The organism is Pantoea eucrina (assembly GCF_002095385.1).
Lineage (GTDB): Bacteria > Pseudomonadota > Gammaproteobacteria > Enterobacterales > Enterobacteriaceae > Pantoea > Pantoea eucrina.
Genome location: NZ_MIPP01000008.1, coordinates 1 through 20,258, shown reverse-complemented (window position 1 = coordinate 20,258; position 20,258 = coordinate 1). Strand labels below are relative to the sequence as shown.

The following is a 20,258-nucleotide window of genomic DNA, read 5'->3' as shown; positions in this document are numbered from 1 at the left end:
CGATCGGCTTCACAGCCCGGAGATGCCGCGCCAGTTTACGACGTTATCCCTGCTCTGTTGCGCAGAGCGGTAATTTACCTGGCTCACAAAATAAAGATGTATGTTTCATTTTATGTTGTTTATGAAATATTCATTCCTCATACTGATTTTCCAGCCAGTCAGGCATTCTGAGAACCCGACAGCAGCGCACCCGACACGGGCGATGATGTTCGTGCCTGCTTATCACAGAAGGAAACTATAGGTATGAGTACACAACAGAAGCGGCTTGATGTGATTTGTATCGGACGCATCGCCGTTGATCTCTATGGTCAGCAAATCGGTTCGCGCTTAGAGGATATGACCAGCTTTAATAAATATCTGGGTGGATCCTCAGGCAACGTGGCGTATGGCACAGCCATTCAGGGGCTGAAATCTGCGATGCTGGCGCGCGTCGGCGATGAACATAACGGCCGTTTTTTACGTGAAGAGCTGCAGCGCGTCGGCTGTAACACTGACGGCCTGATCACCGATAAAACGCGTCTGACCGGACTGGTGATCCTCGGCATTAAAGATGAAGAGACCTTTCCGCTGATCTTCTATCGCGATAACTGCGCGGATATGGGGCTGGTGCCGGATGATATTCAGGAGGCGTTCATTACTTCTTCACGCGCGGTCGCGATTACCGGCACGCACCTTTCCCATCCGGATACCCGCGCCGCCGTGCTGAAAGCGCTGGATATTGCCCGTCGCAACGGGCTGCGTACCGCGCTGGATATCGACTATCGGCCGGTATTGTGGGGCCTGACCTCACTGGGCGACGGTGAGACGCGCTTTATTGAATCGGGCCAGGTGACCCGCCAGCTGCAGGAAGTGCTGCACTATTTTGACCTTATCGTCGGCACCGAAGAGGAGTTTCACATTGCCGGCGGCAGTACCGATACGCTGACGGCGCTGAAAAATGTGCGCCAGGCAAGCCAGGCCACGCTGGTGTGCAAGCGCGGTCCGCTGGGCTGCGTGGTGTTTGAGGGCGATATTCCGGACAGCTGGGAACAGACCCGGCTGCAGAGCGGCGTGCAGGTTGAAGTGCTGAACGTACTGGGTGCGGGCGATGCATTTATGTCCGGTCTGCTGCGCGGCTGGCTGAACGATGAGAGCTGGGAGCAGGCGTGTCGCTACGCGAATGCCTGTGGCGCGCTGGTGGTGTCGCGGCACGGCTGCGCGCCGGCAATGCCTACTAAAGCGGAGCTGGATGATTTCCTCAGCCGCGACCGTGAGGTTAAACGACCAGATCGCGATACGCGCCTTACTCACCTGCACCGGGTCACCACGCGCCGGCAGCAGTGGCCGGAGCTGAATGTGTTCGCCTTTGACCACCGTAAACAGCTGGCCGATATGGCGCAGGAAGCGGGCGTCAGCGAGACGCGCATTCCGCAGTTGAAACTGCTGCTGCTGCAGGCGGCGCAGGAGGCGGCGGCAGAAGCAGGCCTGAATGAAAAGAGCGGCATTCTGGCCGATACCACCTACGGGCAGAAAGCGCTGAACGCAATTACCGGCAAAAAGTGGTGGATTGGTCGGCCGATTGAGCAGCCCGGATCGCGGCCGCTGCGCCTGGAGCATGGCAATATCGGCTCGCAGCTGATCGACTGGCCGGCGGAGCACGTGGTGAAGTGCCTGGTGTTTTACCATCCGCACGACAGCGCTGAGCTGCGCGATGAGCAGGATGCGCTGCTGCTGGATGTCTGGCGCGGCTGTAACAAGAGCGGGCATGAGCTGCTGGTAGAGGTGATCCTGCCGGAGAGCAATCCGGATCACAACGAGTCTTACTATCATGAGATGCTGAGCCACTTCTACAGCCTCGGCATTCAGCCCGACTGGTGGAAACTGCCGCCGCTCTCTGCAGAGAGCTGGCAGGCGATAGGTGCGCTGATTGAACAGCAGGATCCGTACTGTCGCGGCATACTGCTGCTTGGCCTGGACGCGCCGGAAGATAAGCTCAAGGCGGGCTTTGCCGCGGCGGCGCAGGCGGAGTGGGTAAAAGGATTTGCCGTCGGGCGCACCATCTTTGGTCAGCCTTCACGTCAGTGGCTGAAAGGCGAGCTGGATGACCAGACGCTGATTAAGACGGTAAAAGGCAACTATCTGCGCCTGATTGGTTACTGGCGCGCGGCGCGCGGTTAGGTCCGGCGGGCATTGTTTCCGCACACCCTCTCCCCTGGCGGAGAGGGTGCAACCCTCTGCTTCAGCTCTTTCCCGTGCCTCTCTCTTTCCAGCCTCCGATTACTTCACCGCAAACCGTACTGCCGCCACGCGGTTTTGTGAGGTATTGCATAATCCAATGAAATAGATGCGCTGCTGATGACAATTGAATGAAATTTTCCATCCATCTGGTACTATAGCGCTCATTATCCAGCCATTTTTCTTTTGTTAACGGGCCGAAGCAATGACCAATAATCCAACCCAGCTCACTCTGCTACAGGACGATATCCGTCGTCGCTACGAGACGCTGAGCAAGCGTCTGAAGCAGGTGGCTCGTTATATTCTCGATAACAGCAACAGCATCGCTTTTGATACCGTCGCCTCTATCGCTCAGCAGGCTGATGTACCGCCCTCCACGCTGATCCGTTTTGCCAACGCTTTTGGCTTCAGCGGCTTCAATGAAATGAAACAGGTGTTTCGTCAGCATCTGATGGAAGAGACCGTTAATTATACCGAGCGCGCGCGCCTGTTTCGCCAGACGGCCACCGATGACAGCGCCAGCTCGCCGGAAAGCCCGATGGAGATCCTCAACGTCTTCACCATGGTTAACAGTCAGGCGCTGCAGCAGCTGGCGATGCAGATAAACCCTGAACAGCTCAACAAAGCGGTACAGATGCTGAATGAGGCGGAGAATATCTACATTATTGGCCTGCGCCGCTCCTTCAGTGTGGCTTCTTATCTGGTGTATGCGCTGCGTCACCTTGAGCGCCGCGCGTTCCTGATTGACGGTCTCGGCGGCATGTTTGCCGAGCAGCTGAGCATGGTGAATCCCAAAGATGTGGTGATCGCTATCAGCTACTCGCCCTACGCCCGCGAAGCCGTTGAGCTGGTCGAGCTGGGCGCCCGACGCGGCGCGCATCAGATCGCTATCACCGACAGTCAGGTCAGCCCGCTGGCCGCCTTCAGCGACGTCTGTTTTGTGGTTCGTGAAGCGCAGGTCGATGGATTCCGTTCTCAGGTTGCTTCACTCTGCCTGGCGCAGACGCTGGCCGTGTCGCTGGCGCTGACTAACAGCAGCGAGCCGGAATAACTGCACCCATAAAAAAGGGCAGCGCGCTGGCTGCCCTTTTACCCTCCATACCGCGACTCAGCGGCTGCGTGGATAGCTATCGCTGTTTACCCAGGCGTGATCTTTCTCCCAGGTAAATTTCCACTGCCGTACCGGTCCCGCCATTACGTTGAGATAGTAGTTGTCATAGCCCGCCAGCGTGGCGACCGGGTGGTAACCGCGTGGCACCATGACCACATCGCGATTGCCGGGCGCCATACAGACATCCAGCGAGCGATCGTCGGTATAGACCCGCTGCATAGCAAAACCGGGTTCCGGATCAAAGCGATGGTAGTAGGTCTCCTCCAGATAGGTCTCATCCGGGCTCGCTTTATCATCATGCTTATGGCTTGGCCAGGAGCTGGTCGCTCCTTCACCGGTATAAACCTCCACCACCAGCAGGCTGTCCGCCGCTTTGTTATCCGGCAGAATATTATGCACCAGACGCTGGTTACGCCCTTTGCCGCGATGCTCAATGCCTACCTCTTCCGGCGGGATGAGCCGGGCCGGCAGATCGCCATGTCCCGGCGCGCTGCATACGGCCAGCTCAAGATCGGTTTCTGCGGTGATCTCCACCTGATCGTGGTGCGGCACATAGACTGACCACGGGGGAGTCCGCTCAAACGGCGACATGCGCTTGCCAATACCGGCAAAGGCAGCGTGACGGGTTTTAACCGACGCCCGCCCGGCGACCAGCACCAGGCAGAGCTCTTTCTCACCACTCTGCAGCGTCAGCGTCTCGCCCTGCTTTAGCAGGTAAGCCGCAAAGCCAACGTATTCCCAGCCTGCGCTCTGCGGCGTGACGTGCTGAATACGACCGCTGCTGTCAGGCTGCTGTGCTTTTGAAATCAGGGACATGCTTTCCTCCTGTGACCGTCTCAACCCAGCGTAGGCATACTGAATTCCGATACGGTCTGCTGGCCGCTGGGCCAGCGTACGGTGGCAGTTTTCATCCGCGTATAGAAACGTACGCCATCCGGGCCGTGCACATTCAGCGCACCAAACACGGAACGTTTCCAGCCGCCAAAGCTGTGGAACGCCATAGGAACCGGCACCGGAACGTTTACGCCCACCATGCCCGCCTCGACGTTCTGAATAAACTCGCGCGCGGTGTGGCCATTGCTGGTAAAGATGGCGCTGCCGTTACCAAACTCATGGCTGTTAACCAGCTGCAGTGCGCTGCTATAGTCGCTGGCGCGCATAATGCTCAGCACCGGGCCAAAGATCTCCTCACGCCAGATCACCATATCGGAGGTGACATTATCGAACAGCGTGCCGCCTACATAGTAGCCCTCTTCATGGCCCGCGACCCGGATAGTGCGGCCATCGACCACCAGCTTCGCCCCCTCCTGCTCACCTTTATCGATGTAGCCGAGCACTTTTTTCTGATGAGCGGCAGAGACCACCGGACCCATCTCATTCTCTTCCGCGCCCTGCTGCATGCCGGGCCCCACGCGCAGCGCTTTGATCAGCGGCGTCAGGCGGGCGATCAGTTTGTCCGCGGTATCATCGCCGACGGCAACCACTACCGGCAGCGCCATGCAGCGCTCGCCCGCTGAGCCAAACGCACCACCCATGATGGCATTGACGGTGGCATCCAGATCGGCATCCGGCATGACGATAGCGTGGTTTTTCGCTGCGCCAAACGCCTGTACGCGTTTACCGTGCGCGCTGGCCGTTTTATAGATGTGCTCCGCAACCCCGGATGAGCCGACAAAGCTGACGGCCGCGATGCGCGGATCTTTATACAGCTGTTCTGCGTCATCATTAGATGAGTGCACAACGTTGAATACGCCATCCGGCAGGCCCGCTTCTTTCAGCAGCTCCGCCATACGCACCGATGCGGACGGATCCAGAGCCGGTGGTTTGAGAATAAAGGTATTTCCGCACGCCAGTGCGATCGGGAACATCCAGAGCGGCACCATCGCCGGGAAGTTAAATGGCGTAATGCCTGCCACCACGCCCACCGGTTGCATCAGTGAGTAGCTGTCAACGCCGGTGCCTACGCCCGGCGAGTTTTCGCCTTTCAGCAGGTGCGGAATGCCGCAGGCAAACTCAATCACCTCAATACCGCGCGTCAGCTCACCGAGCGCATCTGACCAGACCTTGCCATGTTCTGAGACGATCAGGGCTGCCAGCTCATCACGGTGCTTTTCCATCAGCGCTTTGAAATTAAACATGACGCGCGCACGACGCAGCGGCGCGGTTTTCGACCATTCCGGAAAGGCAGCGTGCGCTACCGCAATCGCCTGCTCTACTTCTGCAGCGGTGCTTTGCGTCAGCTCACGCACCACTTTGCCGGTTGCCGGATCGTAAACCGGAATGGTTTCATTACTGGCGCTGTGCGTGATGCTGCCACCGATAAAGTTTCCAATAATAGTCATGTCGATGCCTCATTGATGTAAAGGGCCCTGCAGGCAGCAAAGGGTCAGCGTCAGGCTACCCGGGCAGGTGAGATGAAAAGCGTGCTATGAAGCTATTACAATGAAATAAATTTTTCAAATAATCTTTTTTGGAAGATTTTCTTTTAGCGGGCTGGATCGCATTTTTTCTGGCTGGCGGGGCGCTGATTACTCTCATCAGCCAACGTTCTGGTTACTGCAGATAATGTTAACGACGCATTTTTGCGAAGCGGATCTACTGTTTTACATTTCATTATTTACTTATTTTGAAACAAATGTTCTCCTCTTTTCCATCAGTATCTCTGCCTGCATGAAGTGCTCAGCGATCCTTATCTGTGTCCCTCAGGGATACTTTTGCCGTTGCTGGCCCCGGTCGGGGCCTTTTTTTATGGCGTCTCCGCGCTGTCCGGCTGGCGGGATTTCAGCATATAGAGCGTGCAGCCCAGCGCGATGCAGACCAGCAGCGCCGTCAGCAGATAGACCCGGGACACGCCGGCATAGCTCATGATCAGGCCAGCAAGGGGTCCCGTGATGCCCAGCGCCAGATCCATAAAAGCGGTATAGGTTGCCAGCGCACTGCCCTGATTCTGCTGCGGCACCGCTTTGACCGCGACGACGCCGATAGCCGGAAATACCAGAGAAAAGCCGGCGCCGGTCAGAAAAGCCCCCAGCTTCGCCATCCACGGATCGGCCGCACCTGCGACCAGAAACAGGCCCGCTGCCTCAATGGCAAAGCAGACGCTGGCGACGCGCAGCCCGCCCCATTTGTTAATCGCATCCGGAAACAGCAGGCGCATACCCACGAACGCACTGCTGAACAGCGTCAGGGCAAACGCCGCCCCTTCCCAGCCACGTTCGCGGTAGAACAGGGTAATAAAGGTCGCAATCACGCCAAATCCGGCCGACCCCATCGCCAGCAGCACGCCATAGCCATATATTTTTCCCAGGACCGCACGGAACGGCAGCGGGCGCGCTTTACTGCCTTTAACCGCCGCACGTGGCAGCGCCAGCACCATCGCCAGCAGGCTGATGGCCACAATTACCCCTGAGAGCTGCAGCAGCCCGCCACTGCGAAACAGCGCAACGCCCAGCGGCGCACCCAGCGCCATGGCGCCATAGGTGACAATGCCGTTCCAGGAGATAACGCGCCCGATATGCAGAGAACCCGCTTTCGCCACGCCCCACAGCGATGTCCCGGTGCCGCAAAAGCTCTGGCCAACGCCGAGAATAATGCGCCCCAGGCAGAGCAGCGTCAGGCTAAGTAGCGCCTGCTCCTGTGCCAGGGCGGAGAAGAGCATACAGAGGCCGCTCAGCAGGCTGCCTGCCAGCCCCAGTACGACCACGCGCTTGGGTCCCCAGCTATCGGCAAAGCGTCCGGCATAGGGCCGGCTCAGCAGCGTGGCGATATACTGCAGGCTAATCACCACCCCGGCCCAGAACGCGCTATACCCCAGATTGTCATGAACGAACCCGGGCAGCACCGCCAGCGGCAGCCCGATAGTCAGATAGGTGGCGAAATTAAACTTCACAATAGAAAGAATCTGCAGATTCAGCCGGAGACGGCTCTGTTCCGCAGCAGCAGGCAGGTCAGGCATAGATAAACGCGCTCACGACAGGCATTTGATAACAGAAAATTAACTATACGCCTTTTCAGAGGGTATGCATCTGCTGAACGCCCTGGATCGCGCTCCTGTTTCTGGCGCTGTGCCCTGGCGTCTGCCCTGCCTGCACGTGTATAAACAATCTCTTACCCGCCTTCAGCTACACTTGGATCAGAAAAATTCCCCGCAGGAGCAGCAATGAACGAAAAGCCACAGGAGAGAATTGGCCAGAACATTCTGGTCAAGCTGGCGATGTTAGTCATTATTCTGGCAGGCATCCGCGCCGCGTCAGACATACTCGTCCCCTTTCTGCTCGCCAGTTTTCTGGCCATCGTGCTCAACCCGCTGGTCAGCACGCTGATGCGTCGCGGGCTACGCCGCGGCGTCGCTATCTCACTGGTGATTACCGTTATCTTTATTATGATGCTGCTGCTGGTCGCCGTGCTGGCAAGCTCAGTCGGTGAATTCAGCGATACCTATCCGCAGATCCGCACTATGCTGGAGCAGAAGCTGACGGTCATCCAGCATCTGGCGGCGGGTTTTCATATTAATATTTCAACCGAAACGCTGGTGCAGCACTTTGACCCGAATCTGATCATGAACATGGCAACCACGGTACTGGCGCAGTTTTCCGGCGCGATGACCAATATTGTGCTGCTGATCCTGACGGTGGTGTTTATGCTGTTTGAAGTGCACCACCTGCCTTATAAAATGCGCAACGCCCTGACAAACCCGCAGATCCGTATTGCGGGCCTGCATAAAGCGCTAAAAGGCGTCACCCACTATCTGGCTCTGAAAACGCTGGTAAGCCTGATAACCGGATTTTCTGTATGGCTGGTTCTGCTGCTGCTGGACGTGAAGTTTGCGCTCTTCTGGGGCGTGGTGGCTTTTATACTCAATTTTATTCCCAATATCGGCCCGATTATCGCCGGTATCCCGCCGTTTATTCAGGCGCTGGTGCTGAATGATATTTACGATGCGATGCTGGTCGCGTTTTTGTTCAGCGCAATCCATATGGTATTTGGCAATATGCTGGAACCGCGTCTTATGGGGCGCGGGCTGGGCCTCTCTACGCTGGTGGTTTTTCTGTCGCTGATTTTCTGGGGCTGGCTGCTGGGGCCGGTCGGCATGCTGCTGTCGGTGCCGCTGACCAGCGTCACAAAAATTCTGATGGAAACCACGCCGGGCGGCAGCCGGCTGGCGATCATGCTTGGCACCGGCAGGCCGCGCCTGAAACGACGCGAGCCGCAGCGGCAGATCAAATAGCATCCGGCCTCGTCACCGTTTTGCTTTTAGCGATTAATACCTCTTTATCGCTGCTTTTAACCGCAAAACCACGATTTATCCGCTGGATAAACGCAAATTGAGCGGGAAAAAGCGGGCGATAAGCGCAACGGGCAGCGATCGTTAACGCCAGCGGGTGGCATCGCAGACGATTCACAGCCCTGCAGAGCGTAAAGAAGATGCTATGCTGCTGGCGCGGCTGATGAATGCCTAACCCCACCGAGGAGAGTCTGGTGCCTCTGCGTAAAAAACGTCGTGATTTTGGCTGGCTCTATATTGTCTGCGCCGGACTGCTGCCGCTGGTGCTGGGCATCGTCTGTACGGCAATTGAAGCGCGCCATATGGTCAGGCAGCAGCAGGTGGCAACAGCTAATATTCTGCTGGCTCAGGCGGAGAAAATGAGCGACAACGCCTGGGGTATGATCGCCGAACTGCAGCAATACCAGCATCAGACCTGCAGCGATATCGAAAAGCATCTGCAGCGCATCGGCACGCTTAACGCCTACTTTCGTTCGGTGGGGATGCTGCAGGGCGATAACATCACCTGCTCCTCCGCTTACGGCGTTAATCACGGCGCGCTTGAATCGATGATAATGCGTCCGCTGCCGGTGACGGATAAAGCCGTCTGGAGCCTCTCACTGCCAGGCACCTCGGGCGTACCGCATCGTGCGGCGGTGATTTTCGTGCGTCAGCTACCGGACAGCAGCGGCTTCTGGGCCGTTATTGATGGCCAGTATCTGATGGACTTTATGCATGCCATGGGAGAGTCCCGCGGCTATCAGATGAGCCTGCAGTTCAGCGAAGGCGCAATTATCGCCAGCGGCAACTCTAAAACGCCAGCTGAACACTATATGCAGAGCACTCTGTTTCAGAGTGAATCGCCGCGTTACCCTATTCGCGTCAGCGTAACCGTGCCGCCGGCAGAGCTGATCGCCGCCTGGCGACAGGCGCTGTTTATCTTCCTGCCGATGGCCTCAATCTTCTCAATCATGCTGATGATACTGACGGCAAACTGGCTGCGCCGGCGTATCTCCTGGGCCGATGAAATCCGCCGCGCCATGCGTAATCGTCAGTTCTCGGTTCACTATCAGCCGGTGTACAGCAACACCCTGGCGCGCTGCTCAGGCGCCGAAGCGCTGCTGCGCTGGCAACTCCCCGATGGGGAGATGGTGCGACCCGATATTTTTATTACGCATGCGGAGTCGGAGGGGATGATTGTCGATCTCACCCGCCATCTGCTGGAACTGATGAGTGAAGATATCGCCCGCTGGCCGGTGATGCCAGGTTTTCACCTCGGGTTTAATCTGGCGGCAGATCATCTGCAACATGCGGAATTTACTGAGGATATCATGCAATTTGCGCACGCTATCCGCGACAAGCAGATGCTGCTCACGCTTGAACTTACCGAGCGCAGCCTGATTCAGGATGGCGAAGCGGTGGCGCGCAAGCTGCGCTTTCTGCAGGCGCAGGGCATGAAAGTCGCCATCGACGATTTCGGCACCGGCCACTGCTCCCTCTCCTATTTGATGACCTTCCCGCTCGACTACCTGAAGATCGATCGCGGCTTTATCAACGCTATTGAGGGGCTGGAGATCGAAACGCCGGTGCTGGATGCGATTATCACTCTCTGCCATAAGCTGAAGCTGGAGGTGCTGGGCGAAGGGGTGGAAACCGCGCTGCAGCTCGCCTATCTGCAGCAGCGTCAGGTCACGTTTATTCAGGGCTATTATTATGCCCGTCCTGTCGCCAGTCAGACCTTTCTGCGCTGGCTGGAAGAGCATGGCAGCCAGCCGCTGAGCGGTATTGTCTCTGCATCGCACTGACCTCATCACAGCCCGCATGACATGCGGGTTATGTCAAAAAAAGTAAAATATTTTTTACCCCTCTGACACCGCTTTACGACCATATAATTAGCTAAAAAGTAACCACTTACTGGCTAAAACATGACAAATATCACATAAAAACGGTATACTCTGTCGCGGTTCGCAATAATTACCCGGGTAATAATTGCTATGGCTGGCCAGGGAAAAACCCGTTTTCACGGCTATGCTTTAATTTTCTCAACGCTGCGGACTGAGTTGATAGCAGACAGCCGGCGGCGTTGAGGATTTTTCGAATTCCAATACAGGGTAACATCATGAAATTACGTAGGAAGCGTGTAAAACCTATCGGGCTGGATGACGTCACCATTATCGATGACGCCCGCTTACGCAAGGCTATTACTGCGGCATCGCTGGGTAATGCGATGGAGTGGTTCGACTTTGGTGTCTATGGCTTTGTTGCCTATGCGCTGGGTAAAGTCTTTTTCCCGGATGCATCTCCGGGCGTGCAGATGATCGCGGCGCTGGGTACCTTTTCGGTTCCGTTCCTGATCCGTCCGCTGGGTGGTCTGTTTTTCGGCATGCTGGGCGATAAGTATGGCCGCCAGAAAATTCTCTCTATCACCATTGTTATTATGTCGATCAGTACCTTCTGTATCGGCCTGATCCCCTCTTACGCCTCTATCGGCATCTGGGCACCGATTCTGCTGCTGCTGGCCAAAATGGCCCAGGGCTTCTCGGTCGGCGGCGAGTATACCGGCGCATCGATTTTTGTCGCAGAGTACTCTCCGGACCGTAAACGCGGCTTTATGGGCAGCTGGCTCGACTTTGGTTCTATTGCCGGCTTTGTGCTGGGTGCAGGCGTCGTGGTGCTGCTCTCGACCATCATCGGGGAAGATAATTTCCTTGAGTGGGGCTGGCGCGTACCGTTCTTCCTGGCGCTGCCGCTGGGCCTGATTGGCCTCTATCTGCGCCATGCGCTGGAAGAGACCCCGGCTTTCCAGCAGCACGTTGATGGTCTGGAGCAGGGCGACCGTGACGGCCTGCGCGATGGCCCGAAAGTGTCGTTTAAAGAAATCGCCACCAAACACTGGAAAAGCCTGCTGGCCTGTATCGGTCTGGTGCTTGCCACCAACGTGACCTACTACATGCTGCTGACTTACATGCCGAGCTACCTGTCACATAACCTGCACTACTCAGAAGATCATGGGGTGCTGATTATCATCGCCATCATGATGGGTATGCTGTTTGTACAGCCGATCATGGGCATGCTGAGCGACCGCTTCGGTCGTCGTCCATTTGTTATCCTCGGCAGTATTGCGCTGTTCTTCTGTGCGATCCCGGCGTTTACGCTGATTAACAGTAACGTACTCGGCCTGATTTTTGCCGGCCTGCTGCTGCTGGCGGTGATCCTCAACGCCTTTACCGGCGTGATGGCCTCGTCGCTGCCGGCGATGTTCCCGACGCATATTCGCTATAGCGCGCTGGCCAGCGCATTCAACATTTCGATTCTGGTTGCCGGTCTGACGCCGACCGTGACGGCCTGGGCAGTAGAAGCCAGCAACAACCTCTATATGCCTGCCTACTATCTGATGGTGGTTGCTGTCGTGGGTCTGATCACTGGTCTCTATATGAAAGAGACAGCGAACAAACCGCTGCGTGGCGCCACGCCTGCGGCATCTGACCTTGATGAAGCCCGTGAGATCCTGCAGGAGCATCACGACAATATCGAACAGAAGATTGAAGATATTGATGCCGAGATCGCACGCCTTGAGGCTAAACGCCGCAACCTGGTCGATCAGCATCCGGTTATTAAAGAGTAATATTCACCCGTCCCGCCGCCCGGCGGGACTTTTTTATCTCCCGTCTCCGCCTCTCAGCAGCACACATTCTTCATTACCCGACGTGAAAAAGAGTAAACTGTAGTCACTATTTTCATCCAAATAAGTTGTGTGAACATGTCTGAATTTAATCTGATCCAGCGCCCGAGAAGGCTGCGTAAAAGCGCCTCTATGCGCGCAATGTTCCAGGAATCCGGCCTTAGCATCAACGATCTGGCGCTGCCGATTTTTGTTGAAGAAGAGGTGGATGACTATGTGCCGATCAACGCTATGCCAGGCGTGATGCGTATTCCGGAAAAACGTCTTGCGTATGAAATTGAGCGTATTGCCAAAGCGGGTATCCGCTCGGTAATGACCTTCGGTATTTCGCATCACACCGACGCCACCGGCAGCGATGCGTGGCAGGAGAATGGCCTGGTCGCGCGTATGGCGCGCATCTGTAAAGATACCGTGCCGGAAATGATCGTGATGTCCGACACCTGCTTCTGTGAATACACCAGCCACGGCCACTGCGGTGTGCTGTGCGATCACGGCGTGGATAATGACCAGACGCTGATCAATCTGGGCAGGCAGGCGGTGGTGGCCGCGCAGGCAGGTGCTGACTTCATCGCCCCTTCAGCGGCAATGGATGGTCAGGTTAAGGCGATTCGTCAGGCGCTGGATGGGGCGGGCTTTACGGATACGGCGATTATGTCCTACTCCACTAAGTTTGCCTCTTCGTTCTACGGCCCGTTCCGTGAGGCCGCTGGCACAGCGCTGAAAGGCGATCGCAAGACCTATCAGATGAACCCGATGAACCGGCGTGAAGCGATCCGCGAATCCCTGCTGGATGAAGCCGAAGGGGCGGATTCGCTGATGGTTAAACCTGCCGGCGCCTATCTCGACATTCTGCGTGATATTCGCGAACGCACCACGCTGCCGCTGGCTGCCTACCAGGTGAGCGGTGAATATGCGATGATCAAGTTCGCCGCGCAGGCGGGTGCAATTGACGAGCGTAATGTCGTACTGGAAAGCCTGGGCGCCATTAAGCGTGCCGGTGCCGACCTGATATTCAGCTACTTTGCGCTGGATCTCGCCGAGCAGAAAGTGCTCTGATAAGCACTCTTCAGCCTGGCGGTCGCTATCGCCGGGCTGCTGATTTACACAATAATCGTGAGCACGTGAACCGCTTTTTCTGATCGAAATTTAAATAAATAACGCTGCTTTTATTCTGTTATTTCCAGAAATAACGGTAAAGCATTTATATAAAAACAAGACCATTCTTGATATGGGAATATATTAATCAAAAGCAGAAAAATAATTTAGCATGCCGCTATTTTATGCCGTTTAATTAACCTTCATAATAACGAGTGAAGGGAAAACATCGGCATGAAGCAGAAATATAATCAGCAAGTTATCGCCATAATAAAAGAGTGGATCACCGATAATCTGGAGCAGCGCCTGAGCATCGACGATATTGCACAGAAATCAGGATATTCGAAATGGTATCTGCAGAAATTATTTGCCCGCTATTATAGTGAAACGCTGGCGCGTTATATTCGCCGGAAAAAACTGACCCACTGTATTGCGGATCTTAAATACAGCGACACGCCGATTATTCGCCTGGCGCTGAAATACCATTTTGAAAGCCAGCAGTCGCTGACCCGTTCGTTTAAGCAGACGCTGGGTTGCACGCCGCTGCAGTGCCGCAGGCGCAGGTTGAGTCACGAAGCGGAAGCGCATATCCGCAACAGTGACGACCCCTGTGCGATTTGCCGGCGTATGGAGAGTAAACCGGGCTCTCCGGATGAAGACCCGCTGTGATCGGCCGGCAACACGCTTCGCGCCGGCCGCAGAGAAGCGCAATCGCTTTTATGCCACTGGCTTACCCGGCAGCATCACGGCTGACATGATCTGCCGGCAGCGCAGCGCCTCCTGACGCGCCTGCTGCTGCTGCGGCAAGGCCAGATCCTGCCACACCTGCTGCAGATGGGTTGCCAGGCCAGGCTGGAAGCGGATTTTCTGCAGCGCGTAATCGGAGTTACCGCCTTCAATAATCTGTTGCATCGCCTGCGGGCTGTTATCGCGCCCGTCGTGGGTCAGCGTACAGAATACAGCAATATAATAAGCTTTATCTTCATCATCATAATGTGGCATCAGCCACCATACGGCTGCGCTCAGCAAAATCAGCACCGGCAGCAGAAATTTCATTTTTAACATAGTGTCACAGGATCGGCGGAGTAAAAAACCTGGCGATAATAGCAGATTAGCGGCCCGGCTACCCGCCCGCGTGAGCCATCCGCGCCGGTTTCTGCGGATTCTCTTAAAGTTGTTGTTTTACGGTTTATTGATTGAGCAACTTCCCGCCCTTTGTTAATTTTAAAACTTCATTTCGCGCCGCTCAGGGTGCATTCAGGACGTTGCCACAGGGCCAGTTTTTTTGCCTGCATAAAAACTGCGATAGCTGACGGCCTGCGACAGGAAAAAGCATGAACAAAAATAACGTTAAAACGCATCTGGTCTCGCTGGGTCTGCGGGCAGAGAAGATGCTGACGCGGCGTAAACAGCTGGCAAGCTATAATCCGCGCGATGAGCAGGATATCGATATGTGCAGCCAGCCCGCCACCGGCACGCCGATCCCGCAGCAGATCTGGATGTACTGGGAGAGCGAAACGCTGCCCGCTGAAGTGCAGATTTTTGTGGATAAAATTGTCCGGGAAAACCCGGGTTACCAGATGACGGTGATTAACAATCGCAATCTCGCCCACTATCTGCCGGACCTGCAGTTTACGCATCCCGATATGCGTCCGTCGCACAAAAGCGATGTTATCCGCCTGGAGCTGCTTTACCGCTATGGCGGCATCTGGATGGATGCCACCATTATCCTCAACCGTACGCTGGATGCGCTGCTGGCCGTTAATGCCGATCCGCGTTACGACCTGATTGCGTTTTATCGTGCCGGTTCAACGCACGATATGGCTTATCCGGTGATTGAGTCGTGGTTTCTTGCGGCTCCGGCGAACAATGCCTTTATTGGCCGCTGGCTGCACTATTTCCGCCCGATTGTGACGCTGGGGGCGGAGGCTTTCTTCCGGCAGCTGCTGGCGCAGCCTGACTATGACACCCTGGTGCAGGGGATTACGCCACCCGACTATCTGGTGGTCTATCTGGCGCAGCAGCAGGCGCTGCGCGAAAGCAATCATTACAATCTTTATCTGCGCAAGTGCGAAGCCAGCGCGCTGCTTTATCAAAGCCTGAGCGAGTGGCGTCCGGTCCGGCTGAGCCGCATGCTGATGGTCGATCGTCTGCCTGAGGTGCTGCCGCCGTTAACCAAACTCACCGGCTTCGATCGCAAATATCTCGCCACCAACCTGAAATATGGCGTGGTCAACCGCGACAGCCTGCTGGGACAGCTGCTGCTGAGCCGCCGGTAATGCTCAGAGCGCCTGGGCGCAGGCCCAGGCGGAACTCCACGCCCACTGGAAATTGTAGCCCCCCAGCCAGCCGGTCACGTCCGCAACTTCACCAATGAAATAGAGGCCCGGCACATCGCGCGCCTCCATGGTTTTTGAAGAGAGCTGGGTGGTATCGACGCCTCCCAGCGTGACCTCTGCGGTGCGATAACCTTCGGTGCCGTTTGGCTGTACCCGCCACTGGTGCAGTAACTGCGCCAGTTCAGCCTGCTGTTTGCTGTTGAGCTGCTTCAGGGTGACATCCGGAATCGAATTCATCGCCTGCAGAACCTCCACCAGCCGCTTCGGCAGGATCTTCGCCAGGCTGTTTTTCAGGCTGAGATTGGGATGTGCGCTGCGCTGCTCATCAAGGTAGTCGTTCAGCGCCAGCGCCGGCAGCAGGTTGACGCTAATAAACTCGCCTGGCTGCCAGTAGCTGGAGATCTGCAGCACTGCCGGACCAGAGAGACCACGATGGGTAAACAGCATCGCCTCCTTAAACAGCGTGCCATCCTGCGCTTCGATGGTGGCCGGCAGCGCAACGCCCGACAGGGTGCTGAGCTGCTCCAGCAGCGGCTTATGCAGCGTAAACGGCACCAGTCCGGCGCGGGTCGGATAGACGCGCAGACCAAACTGCTCCGCCACTTTGTAACCAAACGGCGACGCGCCCAGTCCCGGCATCGACAGCCCGCCGCTGGCGATCACCAGCTTCTCTGCCCATACCTCTGCGCCATTAAGCTGCAGCCGGTATCCCCCGTTGTCACGCTCCGTGCTCAGCACTTCGCTGCGCAGCCGCAGCGTCACCGCACCCGCTTCACACTCTTTCAGCAGCATATCGACAATCTGCTGCGCGGAGTCATCACAGAACAGCTGACCCAGCGTTTTTTCATGCCACGCGATGCCGTACCGGCTGACCAGATCGATAAAATCCCACTGGGTGTAACGCGCCAGTGCAGATTTGCAGAAGTGCGGATTGTGCGACAGGTAGGCCGCCGGCTCGGTATACAGATTGGTAAAGTTGCAGCGGCCACCGCCTGACATCAGAATCTTACGGCCCGCTTTTTTGCCGTTATCCAGCAGCAGTACGCGGCGCCCGCGCTGTCCCGCCTGCGCTGCACAGAACATCCCGGCAGCACCTGCCCCTATTACGATAACGTCAAACTTTTCCACTGCGATGTCCACCTGATTACGAAAGGCGCTGATTGTAGTGATCTGCGGCTTTTTGCGCCACCTTCAAAAAAATGCCGTAAATATGTCATAATGTAACTGTTTCATTTTTCGGCTCTTTTACCTTGTTTTGTCCTCTGAGTTACCAATTTAAGACAAAAAAAGGCTATATTTCTCTTTCCCATACAGTGCGTTGTCGCAGATAATGCGCCGCGTTCATGTCCTCCAAAATGGCGTAACGTTTATGCTACATCTGTTTGCTGGTCTTGACCTGAGTACCGGCCTGTTATTGGTTCTTGCCCTGCTGTTTGTATTGTTTTATGAGGCAATCAACGGCTTCCACGACACCGCCAACGCGGTCGCTACCGTCATCTACACCCGTGCGATGCGGGCGCAGCTGGCAGTGGTGATGGCAGGTGTGTTCAACTTTTTTGGCGTGCTGCTCGGCGGTCTGAGCGTGGCCTACGCCATCGTACATATGCTTCCTACCGACCTGCTCCTGAATGTCGGTTCGGCGCACGGCCTCGCCATGGTCTTTTCCATGCTGCTGGCTGCCATTATCTGGAACCTCGGCACCTGGTATCTGGGCCTGCCGGCCTCCAGCTCCCATACGCTGATTGGCGCCATTATCGGTATTGGTCTCACCAATGCGCTGATGACCGGCACCTCTGTAGTGGATGCGCTTAATCTGCCAAAAGTGATCAATATCTTTCTGTCGCTGATCCTGTCACCGATTATCGGATTGATCATCGCCGGCGGCCTGATTTTCCTGCTGCGCCGCTACTGGAGCAGTACGAAGAAACGCGCGCGTATTCATATGACCCCCGCTGACCGTGAAAAGATCGATGGCAAGAAAAAGCCGCCGTTCTGGACGCGCATCGCGCTGATTGTTTCGGCCATCGGTGTCAGCTATTCACACGGCGCTAACGACGGACAGAAAGGCATTGGTCTGATCATGCTGGTGCTGATTGGCGTGGCGCCGGCAGGTTTTGTCGTGAATATGAACGCTTCCGGTTATGACATCACCCGCACGCGCGATGCGGTTAATCATCTGGAGCAGTATTACCGCCAGCACGGCGATTCGCTGACGCACATTGTGCAGATGGCACCGCCTGCGCTGCCGACGCCGGAAGAAGTTCCGAGCGGCCCGCAGGAGTTCCACTGTGACAGCGCCCGTGCGCTGGAGGCTATCGGCCGGGCCCAGGGCCTGCTGAACAATCTGCAGAGCTACGATCAGCTCTCTGTCGATCAGCGCAGCCAGATGCGTCGTCTGCTGCTGTGCATCTCTGACACGGCGGATAAGGCGGCCAAGCTGCCGGAAACCGGTGCGGATGATAAGCGCTTCCTCAGTAAGCTGAAGGGCGATTTGCTTGGCACCATCGAGTATGCTCCGGTCTGGATTATCGTGGCCGTGGCGCTGGCGCTGGGTATCGGCACCATGATTGGCTGGCGACGTGTGGCGACCACCATCGGTGAAAAAATCGGTAAGAAAGGCATGACCTATGCGCAGGGTATGTCAGCGCAGGTGACCGCCGCCGTATCGATTGGCGTGGCAAGCTATACCGGTATGCCGGTTTCAACCACGCATATCCTCTCCTCCTCTGTGGCCGGCACCATGCTGGTTGACGGTGGCGGACTGCAGAGTCGCACCATTAAAAATATCGCCATGGCGTGGATCTTCACGCTGCCGGTCTGTATTTTGCTCTCGGGCGGACTCTACTGGATTGCGCTGCATCTGATTTGATACCGCACTATTCCGGCAAAAGGGCGACAGCAGTGTCGCCCTTTTTATTGCCTGCGCGCGGAATAACGGTGTCGCTTTACTGCCAGATCGCCATCGCCACCAGGCTCACCACGACCAAAAAACAGAGCCCGCTGGTCAGTACAAACTGACTGCGCACCCGTTCACAGCGGCGGATAAACTCATCGTCATGATGGTCAAGATAGCGCTTTAACCAGATATAGCGCACCAGCCGCACCTGTTTACCCGGCTGGCCGTGAGACGTAAAAAAGCCGGCACCGTCAACATACTGGTACAACAGCGGATCGCAGCCGCGCAATACGTAGAGCAGCGCACGCAGGGAAGAGAAGTAGCGCGCCATATTCACCAGACAAACCACACAAAGAGCCCAAAAAAGCGCGATAGTGCTGATCATATTTCCCCCTTCTGGCTGGTACCGCAATGACGTGATATGCAGCGGGGAAGTGCTGCAGACGCCCTGTGGAAAATAAGCCAGCCATCGATAAGCAGATTGGCGTTGTTGTTTTACAGATCTGCGCCTCGCCACCAGAGAAAAGTGGCACGCAATTTCAGTGTAGAATATCTGCTCAAACTTTTTCCAGCGACGCGCTTCGTCAATATATGCATAACCCCCTGCTCAGTGGATCGTTATCACGCTCAGGCGCAGCGGTGCAGCATTTGCCGGTGACAGTGGCTATACTCAGCAGATAACAACAGATCCTGCAGTTTCATTGAGTCACCGGCGCATCATCGCCGCTTCGCGCTAAGGAAAACGCCCGCCGTGGTTTGCGGGAGGGTAGCCCCCCAGAATATTGAGAAAGGAGTTTTATTATGGCCTATAAACATATCCTGATTGCAGTCGATCTCTCTCCGGAAAGCCAGCTGCTGGTGGATAAAGCGGTATCGCTGGCGCGTCCTTATGATGCCAAAATCTCGCTGATCCACGTTGACGTTAACTATTCCGATCTCTATACCGGCCTGATTGACGTAAATCTCGGCGATATGCAGAAGCGCATTTCAGAGGAGACGCACAGCGCCCTGAAAGCCCTCTCCGTCAGCGCAGGCTATCCGGTTGGCGAAACGCTGAGCGGCAGCGGCGATCTGGGCCAGGTGCTGGTGGATGCTATCCGGAAATATGATGTGGATCTGGTGGTCTGCGGACATCACCAGGATTTCTGGAGCAAGCTGATGTCATCCGCGCGTCAGCTGATCAATACCGTGCATATCGATATGCTGATTGTGCCGCTGCGCGACGCAGAAGAAGAATAAAAAAACAGGCCGGGATAACCGGCCTGTTTTATATCTGACGCCCTGCTCTGCCGCTTCAGGTTAGCGGCGGATAGATATCAAAGCGGTGACTTTTTGTTACCACGGCAGACTGTGTCACCACGCCTGCCAGCGGCGGTGCGTAATCAGGACGCTTGACCACGATACGCTTTTTCGCCAGACGCCGCGCAGGCTCCAGCAGCGCATCGGCATCCTCATCAGCCCCCACCAGCGACTGAAATACGCGCATCTCTTTTTTTACCATCGCACTTTTCTGCCGGTGCGGATACATGGGGTCGAGATAGACCACATCCGGCGCGGGCGCGATATCGCTCAGCGCCTGCTGGCTCGCCACGTGCAGCAGCGTCAGCCGCTCGCGCAGCCAGCCGCCGATTTCGCTGTCGGCGTAGCCACGCTGCAGG

General features: G+C 56.2%; 17 protein-coding genes. 10 read left to right on the top strand and 7 right to left on the bottom strand.

The features are described from left to right. Nucleotides 1–243: 243 nt before the first annotated feature. Both HA43_RS05735 and HA43_RS05730 read left to right on the top strand, forming a co-directional pair. Nucleotides 244–2,157: a bifunctional 5-dehydro-2-deoxygluconokinase/5-dehydro-2-deoxyphosphogluconate aldolase gene (locus HA43_RS05735; protein ID WP_094111185.1), complete on the top strand. Its 1,914-nt coding sequence runs from the start codon at nucleotides 244–246 to the stop codon at nucleotides 2,155–2,157. A 262-nt stretch (nucleotides 2,158–2,419) separates the two neighbouring features. After that, nucleotides 2,420–3,265: a MurR/RpiR family transcriptional regulator gene (locus HA43_RS05730; protein ID WP_039380996.1), complete on the top strand. Its 846-nt coding sequence runs from the start codon at nucleotides 2,420–2,422 to the stop codon at nucleotides 3,263–3,265. A gap of 57 nt (nucleotides 3,266–3,322) precedes the next feature. Here the strand turns inward: HA43_RS05730 and iolB are convergent, their stop codons facing one another. The 3 genes from iolB to HA43_RS05715 form a co-directional block, all read right to left on the bottom strand. Beyond that, a complete protein-coding gene (gene iolB, locus HA43_RS05725; protein ID WP_094111184.1) occupies nucleotides 3,323–4,141 on the bottom strand; it encodes a 5-deoxy-glucuronate isomerase in 819 nt (272 codons plus the stop codon). A 20-nt stretch (nucleotides 4,142–4,161) separates the two neighbouring features. Next, nucleotides 4,162–5,667, bottom strand: a complete 1,506-nt coding sequence (locus tag HA43_RS05720) for a CoA-acylating methylmalonate-semialdehyde dehydrogenase (RefSeq protein ID WP_071669276.1) — start codon at nucleotides 5,665–5,667, stop codon at nucleotides 4,162–4,164. Nucleotides 5,668–6,071: 404 nt separating this feature from the next. Then, the gene (locus HA43_RS05715; RefSeq protein ID WP_094111183.1) at nucleotides 6,072–7,280 is read right to left on the bottom strand and encodes an MFS transporter; all 1,209 of its coding nucleotides are present in this window, start codon (nucleotides 7,278–7,280) and stop codon (nucleotides 6,072–6,074) included. Between the two features lie 204 nt (nucleotides 7,281–7,484). On the opposite strand from HA43_RS05715, the gene HA43_RS05710 reads away from it, so the two are divergent. The 5 genes from HA43_RS05710 (at nucleotide 7,485) to HA43_RS05690 (ending at nucleotide 14,034) form a co-directional block, all read left to right on the top strand. Further along, nucleotides 7,485–8,552: an AI-2E family transporter gene (locus HA43_RS05710; RefSeq protein ID WP_094111182.1), complete on the top strand. Its 1,068-nt coding sequence runs from the start codon at nucleotides 7,485–7,487 to the stop codon at nucleotides 8,550–8,552. Between the two features lie 251 nt (nucleotides 8,553–8,803). Further along, nucleotides 8,804–10,393 carry an EAL domain-containing protein gene (locus HA43_RS05705; protein WP_094111214.1) on the top strand — a complete coding sequence of 530 codons (1,590 nt, stop codon included), beginning with the start codon at nucleotides 8,804–8,806 and terminating at the stop codon, nucleotides 10,391–10,393. A gap of 314 nt (nucleotides 10,394–10,707) precedes the next feature. After that, on the top strand, nucleotides 10,708–12,213 hold the full coding sequence (gene proP, locus HA43_RS05700) for a glycine betaine/L-proline transporter ProP (protein ID WP_094111181.1): 1,506 nt from the start codon (nucleotides 10,708–10,710) through the stop codon (nucleotides 12,211–12,213). Nucleotides 12,214–12,348: 135 nt separating this feature from the next. Next, a complete protein-coding gene (hemB, locus tag HA43_RS05695) occupies nucleotides 12,349–13,326 on the top strand; it encodes a porphobilinogen synthase (RefSeq protein WP_039381009.1) in 978 nt (325 codons plus the stop codon). Nucleotides 13,327–13,599: 273 nt separating this feature from the next. Next, the gene (locus HA43_RS05690; RefSeq protein ID WP_094111180.1) at nucleotides 13,600–14,034 is read left to right on the top strand and encodes a helix-turn-helix domain-containing protein; all 435 of its coding nucleotides are present in this window, start codon (nucleotides 13,600–13,602) and stop codon (nucleotides 14,032–14,034) included. Between the two features lie 48 nt (nucleotides 14,035–14,082). On the opposite strand, the gene HA43_RS05685 is transcribed toward HA43_RS05690, so the two are convergent. Continuing rightward, nucleotides 14,083–14,430, bottom strand: coding sequence for a hypothetical protein (locus tag HA43_RS05685; protein WP_039381011.1), 348 nt, complete (start codon nucleotides 14,428–14,430; stop codon nucleotides 14,083–14,085). Between the two features lie 269 nt (nucleotides 14,431–14,699). Here HA43_RS05685 and HA43_RS05680 point away from each other — a divergent pair, with 269 nt between their 5' ends. Then, nucleotides 14,700–15,644: a glycosyltransferase family 32 protein gene (locus HA43_RS05680; protein ID WP_094111179.1), complete on the top strand. Its 945-nt coding sequence runs from the start codon at nucleotides 14,700–14,702 to the stop codon at nucleotides 15,642–15,644. 3 nt (nucleotides 15,645–15,647) lie between these two features. Here HA43_RS05680 and HA43_RS05675 read toward each other — a convergent pair whose 3' ends face one another. Then, the gene (locus HA43_RS05675) at nucleotides 15,648–16,832 is read right to left on the bottom strand and encodes a BaiN/RdsA family NAD(P)/FAD-dependent oxidoreductase (RefSeq protein ID WP_071669272.1); all 1,185 of its coding nucleotides are present in this window, start codon (nucleotides 16,830–16,832) and stop codon (nucleotides 15,648–15,650) included. 241 nt (nucleotides 16,833–17,073) lie between these two features. Here HA43_RS05675 and pitA point away from each other — a divergent pair, with 241 nt between their 5' ends. Then, on the top strand, nucleotides 17,074–18,573 hold the full coding sequence (gene pitA, locus HA43_RS05670) for an inorganic phosphate transporter PitA (protein WP_094111178.1): 1,500 nt from the start codon (nucleotides 17,074–17,076) through the stop codon (nucleotides 18,571–18,573). Nucleotides 18,574–18,649: 76 nt separating this feature from the next. Here pitA and uspB read toward each other — a convergent pair whose 3' ends face one another. Continuing rightward, on the bottom strand, nucleotides 18,650–18,985 hold the full coding sequence (uspB, locus tag HA43_RS05665; RefSeq protein WP_039381017.1) for a universal stress protein UspB: 336 nt from the start codon (nucleotides 18,983–18,985) through the stop codon (nucleotides 18,650–18,652). A gap of 416 nt (nucleotides 18,986–19,401) precedes the next feature. Between uspB and uspA the strand changes: the two genes are divergently transcribed. Then, nucleotides 19,402–19,839, top strand: coding sequence for a universal stress protein UspA (gene uspA / locus HA43_RS05660; protein ID WP_039381019.1), 438 nt, complete (start codon nucleotides 19,402–19,404; stop codon nucleotides 19,837–19,839). 55 nt (nucleotides 19,840–19,894) lie between these two features. Here the strand turns inward: uspA and HA43_RS05655 are convergent. After that, the coding region (locus HA43_RS05655; RefSeq protein WP_158086431.1) for a class I SAM-dependent methyltransferase at nucleotides 19,895–20,258 on the bottom strand (364 nt) is incomplete at its 5' end.

Coding starts and splice junctions, on each gene's coding strand:
- HA43_RS05710 (WP_094111182.1), top strand. CDS start 7,485: ATGAACGAAAAGCCACAGGAGAGAATTGGCCAGAACATTCTGGTCAAG.
- iolB (WP_094111184.1), bottom strand. CDS start 4,141: ATGTCCCTGATTTCAAAAGCACAGCAGCCTGACAGCAGCGGTCGTATT.
- HA43_RS05735 (WP_094111185.1), top strand. CDS start 244: ATGAGTACACAACAGAAGCGGCTTGATGTGATTTGTATCGGACGCATC.
- hemB (WP_039381009.1), top strand. CDS start 12,349: ATGTCTGAATTTAATCTGATCCAGCGCCCGAGAAGGCTGCGTAAAAGC.
- HA43_RS05685 (WP_039381011.1), bottom strand. CDS start 14,430: ATGTTAAAAATGAAATTTCTGCTGCCGGTGCTGATTTTGCTGAGCGCA.
- HA43_RS05715 (WP_094111183.1), bottom strand. CDS start 7,280: ATGCCTGACCTGCCTGCTGCTGCGGAACAGAGCCGTCTCCGGCTGAAT.
- HA43_RS05680 (WP_094111179.1), top strand. CDS start 14,700: ATGAACAAAAATAACGTTAAAACGCATCTGGTCTCGCTGGGTCTGCGG.
- pitA (WP_094111178.1), top strand. CDS start 17,074: ATGCTACATCTGTTTGCTGGTCTTGACCTGAGTACCGGCCTGTTATTG.
- uspA (WP_039381019.1), top strand. CDS start 19,402: ATGGCCTATAAACATATCCTGATTGCAGTCGATCTCTCTCCGGAAAGC.
- HA43_RS05720 (WP_071669276.1), bottom strand. CDS start 5,667: ATGACTATTATTGGAAACTTTATCGGTGGCAGCATCACGCACAGCGCC.
- proP (WP_094111181.1), top strand. CDS start 10,708: ATGAAATTACGTAGGAAGCGTGTAAAACCTATCGGGCTGGATGACGTC.
- uspB (WP_039381017.1), bottom strand. CDS start 18,985: ATGATCAGCACTATCGCGCTTTTTTGGGCTCTTTGTGTGGTTTGTCTG.
- HA43_RS05730 (WP_039380996.1), top strand. CDS start 2,420: ATGACCAATAATCCAACCCAGCTCACTCTGCTACAGGACGATATCCGT.
- HA43_RS05690 (WP_094111180.1), top strand. CDS start 13,600: ATGAAGCAGAAATATAATCAGCAAGTTATCGCCATAATAAAAGAGTGG.